11 protein-coding genes are annotated in these 11,824 nt (G+C 63.6%); 4 read left to right on the forward strand and 7 right to left on the reverse strand.

Going from position 1 to position 11,824, the window contains the following annotated elements; all coding sequences use genetic code 11:
* Positions 1 to 9: 9 nt before the first annotated feature.
* Positions 10 to 561: a CIA30 family protein gene (locus tag BMX04_RS11030; protein ID WP_074786421.1), complete on the reverse strand. Its 552-nt coding sequence runs from the start codon at positions 559 to 561 to the stop codon at positions 10 to 12.
* 521 nt (positions 562 to 1,082) lie between these two features.
* On the opposite strand from BMX04_RS11030, the gene BMX04_RS11035 reads away from it, so the two are divergent.
* On the forward strand, positions 1,083 to 1,760 hold the full coding sequence (locus tag BMX04_RS11035) for a DUF4396 domain-containing protein (protein WP_074786424.1): 678 nt from the start codon (positions 1,083 to 1,085) through the stop codon (positions 1,758 to 1,760).
* A gap of 45 nt (positions 1,761 to 1,805) precedes the next feature.
* Positions 1,806 to 2,513, forward strand: coding sequence for a type 1 glutamine amidotransferase domain-containing protein (locus BMX04_RS11040; RefSeq protein ID WP_074786427.1), 708 nt, complete (start codon positions 1,806 to 1,808; stop codon positions 2,511 to 2,513).
* 42 nt (positions 2,514 to 2,555) lie between these two features.
* Here the strand turns inward: BMX04_RS11040 and prpE are convergent, their stop codons facing one another.
* Together prpE and BMX04_RS11050 are read right to left on the reverse strand one after the other, a co-directional pair.
* Positions 2,556 to 4,445 carry a propionate-CoA ligase PrpE gene (gene prpE, locus BMX04_RS11045; protein WP_074786430.1) on the reverse strand — a complete coding sequence of 630 codons (1,890 nt, stop codon included), beginning with the start codon at positions 4,443 to 4,445 and terminating at the stop codon, positions 2,556 to 2,558.
* A gap of 214 nt (positions 4,446 to 4,659) precedes the next feature.
* Positions 4,660 to 6,939 carry an NADP-dependent malic enzyme gene (locus BMX04_RS11050; RefSeq protein WP_074786433.1) on the reverse strand — a complete coding sequence of 760 codons (2,280 nt, stop codon included), beginning with the start codon at positions 6,937 to 6,939 and terminating at the stop codon, positions 4,660 to 4,662.
* A 184-nt stretch (positions 6,940 to 7,123) separates the two neighbouring features.
* Here BMX04_RS11050 and upp point away from each other — a divergent pair, with 184 nt between their 5' ends.
* The gene (gene upp / locus BMX04_RS11055) at positions 7,124 to 7,756 is read left to right on the forward strand and encodes a uracil phosphoribosyltransferase (RefSeq protein ID WP_074786436.1); all 633 of its coding nucleotides are present in this window, start codon (positions 7,124 to 7,126) and stop codon (positions 7,754 to 7,756) included.
* Positions 7,757 to 8,183: 427 nt separating this feature from the next.
* On the opposite strand, the gene BMX04_RS19650 is transcribed toward upp, so the two are convergent.
* Positions 8,184 to 8,339, reverse strand: a complete 156-nt coding sequence (locus tag BMX04_RS19650) for a hypothetical protein (RefSeq protein WP_244888526.1) — start codon at positions 8,337 to 8,339, stop codon at positions 8,184 to 8,186.
* A gap of 61 nt (positions 8,340 to 8,400) precedes the next feature.
* On the opposite strand from BMX04_RS19650, the gene BMX04_RS19655 reads away from it, so the two are divergent.
* Positions 8,401 to 9,192, forward strand: a complete 792-nt coding sequence (locus BMX04_RS19655; protein ID WP_244888527.1) for an SPOR domain-containing protein — start codon at positions 8,401 to 8,403, stop codon at positions 9,190 to 9,192.
* 15 nt (positions 9,193 to 9,207) lie between these two features.
* Here the strand turns inward: BMX04_RS19655 and BMX04_RS11065 are convergent, their stop codons facing one another.
* From BMX04_RS11065 to BMX04_RS11075, 3 genes are all read right to left on the reverse strand, one after another.
* The gene (locus tag BMX04_RS11065; protein ID WP_074786441.1) at positions 9,208 to 10,206 is read right to left on the reverse strand and encodes a type I glyceraldehyde-3-phosphate dehydrogenase; all 999 of its coding nucleotides are present in this window, start codon (positions 10,204 to 10,206) and stop codon (positions 9,208 to 9,210) included.
* A 102-nt stretch (positions 10,207 to 10,308) separates the two neighbouring features.
* Positions 10,309 to 10,971 carry a Hint domain-containing protein gene (locus BMX04_RS11070; protein ID WP_074786444.1) on the reverse strand — a complete coding sequence of 221 codons (663 nt, stop codon included), beginning with the start codon at positions 10,969 to 10,971 and terminating at the stop codon, positions 10,309 to 10,311.
* A gap of 198 nt (positions 10,972 to 11,169) precedes the next feature.
* Positions 11,170 to 11,811, reverse strand: a complete 642-nt coding sequence (locus tag BMX04_RS11075) for a sulfotransferase family 2 domain-containing protein (protein WP_074786447.1) — start codon at positions 11,809 to 11,811, stop codon at positions 11,170 to 11,172.
* Positions 11,812 to 11,824: the final 13 nt, after the last annotated feature.

Raw genomic sequence — 11,824 nt, forward strand, 5'->3', positions numbered from 1 at the left:
ACACGCCGCTCAATACAGCCCAACCCACCGAAACGACAAATCCGCCACGTGATCCCGTCCATAGGCCACTGCCGCAAGGCTGGTGACGCTCGTGGGGTCAGGCGTATCGCGCAAGAGCGCACCCGAGGCGACAAAGGCTGTGAAGGGAATGCGAACGTCCTGCCAGTCGGACGTCGTCTCGAAACCGGCCTGATAGTATTGCCACGGCAATAGCGTGCCGCGTGTACGCAAATGCACGAAATATCGCCCGCCCGTGCCCTTGGCCCGCAGCACAACGCCCCGTGCCTCCTGCGGAATCGGTGCGTCAAGCTTGACCCGCGCCTGCAAAAAGCCACCGCGATTGGCGGTGCTGACTGTGCCGGTCAAATGCAGATACGGCACGTCGCCCTCCCGTTCGACCCGCGCCTCGCCTTCGGACACACCGCCCATCACCTGATCACTGATGAAACGGTATTCGCCAAGCGGCGGCGGAGCATAGCCGCTCACGTCTGGGCCGGCATGGGGTGTTTCGGGCATGGCACAGACCAGACAGGCAAGAAGGGTCATGAAAACAAGGCGCATCGGCAATCTCCTGAAGCATAGATAAACTATTGCACCGCGGCGAAAAGACCCTGTGTTATCCAATATCAACCCCGCGTTATTGCCTGTCCGCGCGCGCCACCACAATCTGGCCTCACCTGCCACGTGCAGGTCTGTGACGCCAGGATAAAGAGGAGCGCGGTCATGCGGGTCAAGAACACCGTCAGGTTACTCCTTCTGGGAGGTCTTATGATCATGGGGAGTGTTGCGTATCAGGAGCGGGACACGCCGGGTCAAAGCGATCCAGCCGCGCTGACCAGCCTCGTTCCAAGCCCCGTTGAAGTATCGGTTCTGAGCGCGCGTTCATCCTAGGCGAGTACCGGTCCTCCTCCTGCCCGGCTTGCCGGGCTTTGGCCCCCGCGCGGACACCCCGCGCGGGGTATTCCGTAGCGACCGGGCCAGCGCGGCGTTTAATATGATCCAGTAAAAGCGTGATCAGCGCATATCCGCCCCACGTCTGCTCAGGGGTTTAAAGACCTGCGTGCCTGCTTACGTGACGGGACATGAAGCAGAGTTACACAGAATTCGTTACTCTTCTGCAAAGCCCGTGGTTTCTGGCAGCGTGGGCCGTACTGATGGTGCCCAGCCTCGCCATCGTGATCAGAGACTTGAGGATGCGCAATGCGCATCTCATGCCATTGATGAAATGGGTCTGGGCGCTCACGGTCTTTTATTCCGGGCCTCTGGGCCTCGCGGTCTACTGGTGGTCGGGTCGCAAGGAGATCGCCGCCGATGGCCAATGGCGCCGCGCGGCGCGGTCGGTGGCGCATTGCTATTCCGGCTGCGGGTTGGGTGAGATCGTGGGTCTCACGCTGGCGGTCGGTGTACTGGCGGCACCAACCGTGGCGACCGCGCTCATCACCTTTGCCTTTGCCTACGCGGCGGGTTTCGCGCTGACCGTTGGCCCGCTCATGCAGGAGGGCACGAGTTTTGGTCAGGCGGCGCGTGATGCGGTCTATTCGGAAACCCCGAGCATCACCATCATGGAGATCGTGGCCATCGGCGTAGACCTGACGCTCGCAGGCAGTGCAGGGCCAGGTCAGGTTCTGTTCTGGTCCTCGATGATCGTCTCGCTGAGTTGCGGGCTGATCGCCGCCTACCCGGTCAACGTCATCCTGATCCGCCTCGGCGTCAAGGCAGGCATGATGGACCCACGCAACACAGATCACGCCCACGGCTAGTCCCGGGCGTCACACAACCAACCGAACCGAAAAGGAGTGTTCAAGATGACACGCATACTGATGATCCTCACATCCTGCGACCGAATGGGAGAGGACGGCGCGCCGACCGGCTTTTACTGGGAGGAGATGGCCGTGCCATATTGGGCGTTCCGCGATGCGGGCTATAAGGTCGATCTGGCCAGTCCGCTTGGCGGTCAGCCCCCGGCCGATCCTTCATCCAACGAGGACCCGAGCGCACGCGCCGAAGCCGTGACACGGTTCATGCAGGACAAACAGGCCATGCAGGCCCTGAACGCTACCGCCGCCGTGAGCAAGGTTGATGCGTCACATTATGACGCGGTGTTCCTGCCCGGCGGGCATGGCACCATGTGGGATCTGCGCCAGACCCCTGCGGTGGCCAAGGCGGTTGCAACAGTGCATGAAAACGGCGGCGTTGTGGGTGCGGTGTGCCACGGTCCGGCCGGGTTGATCGAGGCCAAGCGCAGCGATGGCACACCGCTGATCAAGGGGCGGCGCGTCAACGGCTTCACCAATTCCGAAGAGCGTGCCGCGGGCCTCGCAGATGTCGTGCCATACCTGCTCGAGGATGCGCTGCGCGAACAAGGCGCGGAGTTCGAATCCGGTGTCGAGGATTTCTGCGGCTTCGCGGTGCGCGACGACCGGATCGTGACCGGTCAGAACCCCGATTCCTCTGCCGGGGTGGCCGAGCACATGCTTTCAGCCCTGCGCGACATGGATCGCGCGGCGGCTTGACGTCACAAGGCGCGCGCCGGGGCTGTTCCGGCGCGCGTTCGCTTATTTCGCCAATCCGATGCCCTGCAGAGCCTCTTTGACCTCATCCAGAATGGCCGGATCGTCGATAGTCGCGGGCATCTTGTAATCCTGACTGTCGGCGATCTTGACCATGATCGCGCGCAAAATCTTGCCCGAGCGCGTCTTGGGCAGACGGTCCACCACCACGGCCAGCTTGAACGCGGCCACGGGCCCGATCTGATCCCGCACCAGCTTGACGCATTCGGCAGTCACCTCGGCATGCGGGCGGTTCACGCCCTTGGTAAGACAGACAAAGCCGACCGGAGCCTGCCCCTTGAGCGTGTCGCTGACCCCGATCACAGCGCATTCGGCCACGTCCGGGTGCGAGGCCAGAACCTCCTCCATCGCGCCGGTGCTGAGCCGGTGACCTGCGACGTTGATCACATCATCGGTCCGCGCCATGATCCACAGATAGCCGTCCTCGTCCTTCATCCCCGCGTCGCCGGTTTCGTAGTAGCCGGGAAAGGTGGTGAGATAGGATTTTCGGTAGCGGTCTTCGGCGTTCCACAGGGTCGGCAGCGTTCCCGGGGGCAGCGGCAGCTTGACCGCGATGGCCCCGAGCGTGCCCGCCGGCACCTCGTGTCCGCCCTCGTCGAGGATCTGCACGTCGTAGCCGGGCATCGCCACGGTGGGTGAACCGACCTTGACCGACAGCGCCTCGACGCCTGCAGGGTTACCGGCGATGGTCCAGCCGGTTTCCGTCTGCCACCAGTGGTCATAGACCGGCACGCCCATCTTGTCGGCGGCCCAGTTGATCGTATCGGGATCGGCGCGTTCCCCCGCCAAATAGAGCGCGCGCAGACAGGAGATGTCGTAGTTCTGCAGTTCCCTGGCCTCCGGGTCGTCACGCTTGATCGCGCGCAGCGCCGTGGGGGCGGTGAAGAAACTCTTTACCTTATGCTCGGAAATGACCCGCCAGAACGTGCCCGCGTCGGGCGTGCCGACGGGCTTGCCCTCGAACACGATCGTGGTGTTGCCGTGGATGAGCGGCCCGTAGCAGATATAACTGTGTCCCACGACCCAACCCACGTCCGACGCGGCCCAGAACACCTCGCCCGGATCGACATTATAGATGTTCTTCATCGTCCAGTTGAGCGCCACCAGATGCCCGCCGGTGGGCCGCACCACGCCCTTGGGCGCGCCAGTGGTGCCAGAGGTGTAGAGGATATAGGCCGGGTGGTTGCCCTCGACCGGCACACACTCGGCGGGCTCCACCCCGTACTGAAAGGCGTGCCAGTCATAATCGCGGCCCTCGATGAGCTTGGCCACCTCTTCCTCGCGCTGGAAGATCACGCAGAAATCGGGCTTGTGGGCGGCCTGCTCGATGGCACCGTCCAGCAGCGGCTTGTAATGCACGACGCGCCCCGGCTCGATTCCGCAGGAGGCGGCGATGATCGCCTTGGGGGTGCAATCGTCGATCCGCACCGCCAACTCGTGCGCGGCGAACCCACCGAAGACCACAGAATGCACCGCGCCGATCCGCGCGCAGGCCAGCATCGCCTCGAGCGCCTCGGGCACCATCGGCATATAGATGATGACGCGGTCGCCCTTTTCCACGCCCTTCGCGCGCAGCGCCCCCGCCAAACGGGCCACCCGGCTGCGCAGCTGCGCATAGCTGATCCGATGCTTGGTGCCGGTGACAGGGCTGTCGTGGATGATCGCCGCCTGCGCACCGTGCCCGGCCTCGACATGCCGATCGACCGCGTTCCAGCAGGTATTCACCAGCCCGTCGCTGAACCATTCGTAAATCGGGGCGTTGTCGTCAAACAGGGCCTTGGAGGGTTTTTGAACCCAGTCGATCTTGTCCGCCTCGTCCAGCCAGAAGCCCTCGGGGTCCGCTATAGAGCGGTCATAAACCTCGTTGTATCCCATCGTATCCTCCTCCGATCCGTTGCACATGTGTTACGGATCACCCTGCCATCGGGCAAGCGTCATGGATGACCTCGGGACACAAGGCCGCAGAAATTTTGCAGAAATCAGGGTTTAGGGTCTGCAAATTTTTGCAAATCTCAAGCTTTTATGCGCACAGCTCAAACACTGAGACGGATTTGCAAATGTGCAAATATTTTACTGCAAATCTGCGATTCTATCCGTAGTGCGCCACCGGAGTGCCCGCGATGGCCGCCATGTTCAGCAACCCCCGCGCTGTGATCGACGGCGTCACGATATGCGCGCGGTTGCCCATCCCCATCAGGATCGGCCCGACCTCCAGCCCTCCCGCCTTCATCTTTAGGATGTTGCGCACCCCAGAGGCGGCGTCGGAATTGGCGAAGATCAGCACATTCGCCGCCCCCTCCATCCGGTTGCCGGGCAAAAGCCGCTCGCGCAACTCGGGGTCAAGGGCCGCGTCGATATTCATCTCGCCCTCATAGCTGAAATCACGCGGCGCCTCGTCAAGCAGGGCCAAGGCCGCGCGCAGGCGCTTGCCGCCTTCATCCTGCTGATTGCCGAATTGCGATTGCGAGCAGAACGCGACCTTGGGCGCGATCCCGAAGCGGCGGACATGGCGGGCTGCCCCGATCGCCGTTTCGGCCAGATCGGCCGGCTCGGGGCGCACTCGAACATGCGTATCAGCGATAAAGAGCGGCCCATCCTCGAGAATGACCAGGCTCAACGCACCATGCGGATGATGCATCTCGCTGCCCAGCACCTGATTGACGTAATTCATGTGCCAGCGGAATTCCCCGAACGTGCCGCAGATCAGGCAATCGGCCTCGTCGCGCTGCACCATGACCGCGCCGATGGCGGTTGTATTGGTGCGCATGATCGCGCGAGCCAGGTCGGGGGTGACACCGCGCCGTGCCATGACGCGGTGATAGGTTTCCCAGTAATCGCGATAGCGCGGGTCGTTTTCCGGGTTCACGATGTTGAAATCCCGCTCCGGGCGGATCGAGAGCCCCGCACGCTCACAGCGCCGGGCGATAACGTCGGGGCGACCGATCAGGATCGGTTGCTCGGTGGTTTCCTCGAGGATCGCCTGAGCGGCACGCAACACGCGCTCATCCTCGCCCTCGGCAAAGACGATGCGCCGGGCGGCGGTGCGGGCCGCCTCGAAGACCGGGCGCATGAGCAGCGCCGACTTGAACACGCTGGCATCCAGATCGGCCTTGTATTGCTCCAGATCGGCAATCGGGCGCGCGGCCACACCCGTCTCCATCGCGGCGCCGGCCACGGCAGAGGACACAATGCCCGACAGGCGCGGGTCGAACGGCTTGGGAATGAGGTAATCAGCCCCGAATGTCATCTGCTCGCCGCGATAGGCCGCGGCCGCCTCGGCGCTAGTTGAGGCGCGGGCCAGTTCGGCGATTCCCTGCACGCAGGCGACCTGCATCGCGTCGTTGATCTCGGTCGCACCCACGTCGAGCGCGCCGCGAAAGATGAACGGGAAACACAGCACGTTGTTAACCTGATTGGGAAAATCCGACCGGCCCGTGGCGATGATCGCATCCGGGACGGCCGCGCGCGCGGCATCCGGCATGATCTCGGGGTTGGGGTTGGCGAGGGCAAAGACCACCGGGCGCTTGGCCATACTGCGCACCATGTCAGGTGTCACGACATTCGGACCCGACAGCCCGAGGAACAGATCCGCCCCCGCGATCACCTCATCGAGGCTGCGCAGGTCGCTTTTCTGCGCGAATGCAGCCTTTTCAGGGTTCATGTCCTCGGCGCGGCCCTCGTAGACCAGCCCATGAATATCGCAGAGCCAGATATTCTCGCGCTTGACCCCGAGCTTGAGCAGCATGTTGAGACAGGCGATCCCCGCCGCACCGCCGCCCGCCGAGGCGATCTTGATATCCTCGAACCGCTTGCCAGCGACATGCAGCGCGTTGGTGGCTGCCGCCCCCACGACAATGGCCGTGCCGTGTTGGTCATCATGGAAAACCGGGATATCCATCCGCTCGCGGCAAATTCGTTCAACGATGAAACAATCCGGGGCCTTGATGTCTTCGAGGTTGATCGCACCGAATGTGGGTCCGAGCGCGCAGACGATCTCGGCCAGCTTTTCGGGGTCGGTTTCGTCCAGCTCGATATCGAAGCAGTCGATATTGGCAAATTTCTTGAAGAGCACGGCCTTGCCCTCCATCACAGGCTTGGAGGCGAGTGCGCCTATGTTTCCAAGCCCCAGAACCGCGCTGCCATTGGTGACGACCCCCACCAGATTGCCGCGTGCGGTGTAGCGGCTGGCAGTTTTGGGGTCTGTCTTGATCTCGAGACAGGCCTCGGCGACGCCCGGAGAATAGGCGCGCGCGAGGTCGCGGCCATTGGCCATCGGCTTGGTGGCGCGGATCTCCAGCTTTCCGGGCTTGGGGAATTCATGGTAGTCGAGCGCCGCCTGACGCGGGGCATCGTTCTGGTTGTCGGTCATGGCCACCCTCCCTGCCGCGAATGTAGTTTAATGCTAAACTATATCGCCATCATCCATATCACGCGGCGTCAATCATGCAAGGGCAGCTTGCACTTTGCCGCGCCTCGCCGCAATCCCGGCGTTGCCCTGCGCGTTCTTTTCTGGAACACAGAAGAGCACGCCGCCACAGACCGGAGCCCGCCGCATGTCCGATCACCTGACCATCGTCACCCACCCGCTGGTACAGCACAAGCTGACCCTGATGCGCAAGGCGGACACGCCGACCGCGCAGTTCCGGCAGTTGCTGCGCGAGATCAGCCAGCTTCTGGCCTACGAGGTGACGCGCGACCTGGAGCTTACGACCGAACGCATAACGACGCCGCTGGTCGGGATGGACGCCCCCGTGCTGGCCGGGCCGAAACTGGCGCTGGTGTCGATCCTGCGGGCGGGCAATGGGCTGCTCGACGGTATGCTGGATCTTATTCCATCCGCCCGTGTCGGCTTTATCGGGCTCTACCGTGACGAGGTAACGCTCACACCGGTGGAGTATTACGCCAAACTCCCTGCCGGGCTGGAGACACGCCGGACCATCGTGGTCGATCCGATGCTGGCCACCGGCAACTCCTCTGCGGCGGCGGTGTCGATGCTCAAGGCCAAAGGCGCACGAGATATCCGCTTTCTGTGCCTGCTCGCGGCCCCCGAAGGTGTCGCGCGGATGGCCCAAGCGCATCCCGACGTGCCGATCACGACCGGGGCGCTCGACGAGCGGCTGAACGACAAGGGATATATCGTGCCCGGACTAGGGGATGCGGGTGACCGGATGTTTGGCACAAAATAAGCCAATAACTGTTTACTACGCGTCAAAAATAAGGCACGATTCAGGGAATTGAACCGGGGGGTTACATGTCTCTGAAAAAGTTTGCCCTGTTGGCCTGCGCCGTCACTGCCTTGGGGGTGGGACATGCGGGCGCGCAATCATTGCGCGACGCGCCGATACCCGCTGAGTTTCCGCCCAGTTCCTATGACGGTCGGCAGTATGTCGATAGCAATGGCTGCGTTTTCGTGCGTGCGGGAGTTGCGGGCAATGTAAGCTGGGTGCCGCGCATGACGCGCGACCGGGAGCCACTCTGCGGGTTCCAACCAAGCCTGACGGCCCGCGCCGCACCAGAAGCGGCACCAAAACCGGCACCGGCCCCGCGTCAGCAGGCTGCGTCTGCCCCGCGTCAACAAGCGGTACCAGTCGCGCCCGTTCCCCGCACAACGCCTCAGGTGCAGAACCCGCGTCCGACCGCGACACCAGCTCGCACCGTGCGCCGCGCACCAGCCCCGGCTGAGACAACTGCCGCCCCGGCCCCAAGACCACAGCCGGTCGCGACCCCGGCACCCGCCGTCGCCCCGCAGGCCCGCCGTGCGCGGGTCATCACGCCCCCCGATCCAAGCCGCACCGCCTGCGCCAACGCAACCGGGGTGTCCGCTGCTTACATGGTGCAGCACAACGGCTCTCCAGTGCGCTGTGGCCCGCAACGGACGGCGCATGTGACCTATGTCACCGGCAGCAATGGGCGTTTTGCGTCATCCACCGTCCCAGTCCCCGGAACCATTGCCACGCCCGACACCGTGCCGCCCCGGACACGTGTCGCACCGCGCAAGGTTTATGAGAGCCAGCAACGTAGCCTCGCCGGAGTATACGTACCGCAGGGTATGAAACCGGTCTGGGAGGATGACCGTCTTAACCCGCAGCGCGCGCATCAGACCTTTGAAGGCAAGGCCCGCATGGAGGTGATGTGGACCAACACCGTACCGCGCCGCCTGATCGACCGGCGCACGGGCGGGGACGTGATCCACAAATATCCCGGCCTGCAACCGCCGTTCACCAGCTTCGAGGATCAGCGTGCCGCAGGCGTCCGTGTCGCCACGCAGGGCCGCGTGCTGTCAGATCCGCAAACCGTGCGTCGTGGCACGACGGTGACCCGCACCGCCACAGCGCAGTCGGCCGGCAACACCACGGTTTCGACCCGCTCTGCCCCCGAAGCCGTTCCATCCGCCAGCCACAGATACGCGCAGGCCGGTATCTTTGCCGATGCAGAACAGAGCAAGGCTGCGGCGCAAAAGATCGCCCGGTCAGGGCTGCCCGCACGGCGCGGGACGCTGACCCGGGACGGCCGCGAGTTGACGCTGGTTCTGGCCGGGCCGTTCCAGACGCAGACGCAGCTTGATCGCGGGGTCGCGCGGCTTCAGGGTCTCGGGTTTTCCAATGTAAAACTGCGCAAGTAACGGCGCGCGGCGGGCTCAGACCCGCCGCCCGATCCGCCGGACCATGTCGAGCATCCGGCAAGAAAACCCCCATTCATTGTCATACCAGCCAAAGACCCGTAAGAGCCCACCGGTCGATACCGAAGTCTGCGGGCCGCTTACGATCACGCTCTCGGGCCGTCCGCGCAGATCGGACGACACCAGCGGGTCGTCCGTCCATCCCAGCCAGTGATGGGTTTGCGCGGCGCCGTGCAGCATCGCGTTGACCGCCTCCACGCTTACCGTTTCGCGGGTCTGGAGCGTCAGGTCGATGCACGAGACACTGGCCGTCGGCACGCGGATCGCCCGCGCCTCGATCCGGTCTTTCAGGCCCGGCAGGACAAGGCCGGTCTGGTGTTGCGCACTGGTGGTGGTGGGCACCATGGAGAGCGCGGCGGCGCGACTGCGCTCGGGCCGGTCGCGGGGCTTGTCCACGGTGGGCTGGCTGCCGGTATAGCAGTGCACCGTGGTCATCTGGCCACTGACGATACCATAGGCCTCGTCCAGCAACCTCGCCAACGGAGCGAGCGCATTGGTGGTGCACGACGCGTTGGAGATGATCCGCTGATCGGTCAGATCGTCATCATTCGCCCCCATTACCAGTGTCACGTCTGCCTCCGCGGACGGGCCCGACACCAGGACCGCGCGCGCGCCTGCCTCGATCCCGCGCTCGGCCATGGCGCGCTTGCCGCCCATGCCGGTGCATTCCAGCACCAGATCGACACCCGACAGATCCAGCGCCCGCAGATCGCGTTCGGCGTGAAAGGGGATCTCCCGGCCATCCACGATCAGGACACTGTCGCGGGTGCCTACCTGCCCCGGCCAGGGGCCGAAAACACTGTCGTATTGGAACAGGTAGGCGCAGGTGGCGAGGGGCTCGATGTCGTTGATGCAGACGAGTTCAAACTCGCTGCCCTCCTGCATGAGAATGCGCAGCAGTGTTCGGCCGATCCGGCCAAACCCGTTTATGGCGATGCGAATAGGACGGTTCGGCATGGGTCCTCCGGCATGACAGGTCAACGAGGCTGACATTGATGCGCGGCCACCGGATTGACCAGAGGCGAAACAATATTTGATCAAATAACGGCTGACAGCGGATCAGGCCCCACCGGGACACTCCGCAGGCGACATCATGGCTCCGGTCCGATCAATCGCGGCAATCAGGCGCTGCGCCTCGGGCGGGGGCAGGATGTCGTATATATCGGCGGGTGCCGCGCCAAGCGCGTAGTCCAGCAGGTTCCGTGTCGCCGGGCACAGGAACATCATGCCGTGATCGGCAAAAACCACCTGCGGCTCTTCGAAATGCAGCAAAACCACTTCGGCCCCGTCCGGCGGCGGACTGCGGTCCACCCCTGTCATCTGCGTGAGCGCAAGCGCCGGCAAGAGCGCGAAGGGATCGCCATACATGGTTTCGGCCATGTCGCTTTCGATCATGACAGCCTGCCCCGGCATGATCCGAAACGGCCCACGATTGCCCAAAACGCCCCTCTCTATCTCCAACGGCCAAAAGCGTTGCGGAGGGGCGGAGGTTCCGGTCCAGACCAAGCGCCGGGTCACGTCCGCGAGCGGTTGCAGGCCGTGGTCGAACGTCAGCACGCGATCCCCGGCCGCAAGCGCCTGAACCGGACGCCAGCCAAACGCCGTTGCGACCCGCGTCCCGGACAACAGCCCGCTCTGCGCGGCATGCGGTGCGCCGCTCACGTCGGTGGCGTCCGTTGTCCCCGCCTCGCGGTTCGCTCCAAGATCACTCCAACCCAGCATTCACTTGTCCACTCATTGGCCAAACGCGCCCGCTTGACGGATGCCCCCACACCTCGAACACAACCTTTAAGAATGGTTAACGTGTTCGGTTCTTGCTTGCTTTGTGGCGAGAATCGGGCAGCGTTTTCCACATGTGAACAGCCGGTTGCAACGCCCCGTATTGGGCCGGATGGCGGATGCAATCACACACAGACGTGATCAAAACCGATAGCCGAATCGCGTGATATCTTCGGCTGCGATTCGCGCGACGATGGCGGCCTGATCATCAGAATAATAGCTGCGATACGCGCCCCGCGCCGACATGTTCACACGCGGCAGATCAAGTTGAAAACCCAGATGTGACCAGAGTGGCCCGGCGTCCTCGGCAACATGCTCCAGCCGTAGATAGAGCGTGCAGCGCTCCACCCCGTCCGACGTGGTCATGTAATGCCGGGCGGGTTGCGCGGCCCAGGCGATCTGCGTCTCGGGGGCCTCAAGAAACCCGCCGAAATCACATGAAGCGGCAAGTCGCACCGCCGGGTGATCAAAGCTTTGCCCGCGCAGCCAATGGTAATAGCTGACCATGCGATCCCACGGGTTGCGCACCAGCGTGAAGGTAAATGCATCGGCAATTTCAGCGGGCGAGAGAAGCCCGTCGATATCGCTGAGCGTCGCATGTTTCCAAAGGCGTCCCTGCGCGACAAGCCCGTCGAGCCGTGATCGCCTGCGCCGTGCCTTGGGCGTGTCGCCGATCAGGATATCATCCGCCATGGCACGGCCTTCCAGCGCCTGCGCCATAGATGTGCCGCCGGTCTTGGGGATGTGGACAAAGATGTAGTTTCGGCCACGCGAGATGATCATGCGGTCACTTTAC

Origin of the sequence: Roseovarius tolerans, from assembly GCF_900109855.1 — a bacterium.
GTDB classification, from domain to species: Bacteria; Pseudomonadota; Alphaproteobacteria; order Rhodobacterales; family Rhodobacteraceae; genus Roseovarius; species Roseovarius tolerans.

Coding starts and splice junctions, on each gene's coding strand:
- BMX04_RS11030 (WP_074786421.1), bottom strand. CDS start 561: ATGCGCCTTGTTTTCATGACCCTTCTTGCCTGTCTGGTCTGTGCCATG.
- BMX04_RS11035 (WP_074786424.1), top strand. CDS start 1,083: ATGAAGCAGAGTTACACAGAATTCGTTACTCTTCTGCAAAGCCCGTGG.
- BMX04_RS11040 (WP_074786427.1), top strand. CDS start 1,806: ATGACACGCATACTGATGATCCTCACATCCTGCGACCGAATGGGAGAG.
- prpE (WP_074786430.1), bottom strand. CDS start 4,445: ATGGGATACAACGAGGTTTATGACCGCTCTATAGCGGACCCCGAGGGC.
- BMX04_RS11050 (WP_074786433.1), bottom strand. CDS start 6,939: ATGACCGACAACCAGAACGATGCCCCGCGTCAGGCGGCGCTCGACTAC.
- upp (WP_074786436.1), top strand. CDS start 7,124: ATGTCCGATCACCTGACCATCGTCACCCACCCGCTGGTACAGCACAAG.
- BMX04_RS19650 (WP_244888526.1), bottom strand. CDS start 8,339: ATGACCCGCGCACGGCGGGCCTGCGGGGCGACGGCGGGTGCCGGGGTC.
- BMX04_RS19655 (WP_244888527.1), top strand. CDS start 8,401: ATGGTGCAGCACAACGGCTCTCCAGTGCGCTGTGGCCCGCAACGGACG.
- BMX04_RS11065 (WP_074786441.1), bottom strand. CDS start 10,206: ATGCCGAACCGTCCTATTCGCATCGCCATAAACGGGTTTGGCCGGATC.
- BMX04_RS11070 (WP_074786444.1), bottom strand. CDS start 10,971: ATGCTGGGTTGGAGTGATCTTGGAGCGAACCGCGAGGCGGGGACAACG.
- BMX04_RS11075 (WP_074786447.1), bottom strand. CDS start 11,811: ATGATCATCTCGCGTGGCCGAAACTACATCTTTGTCCACATCCCCAAG.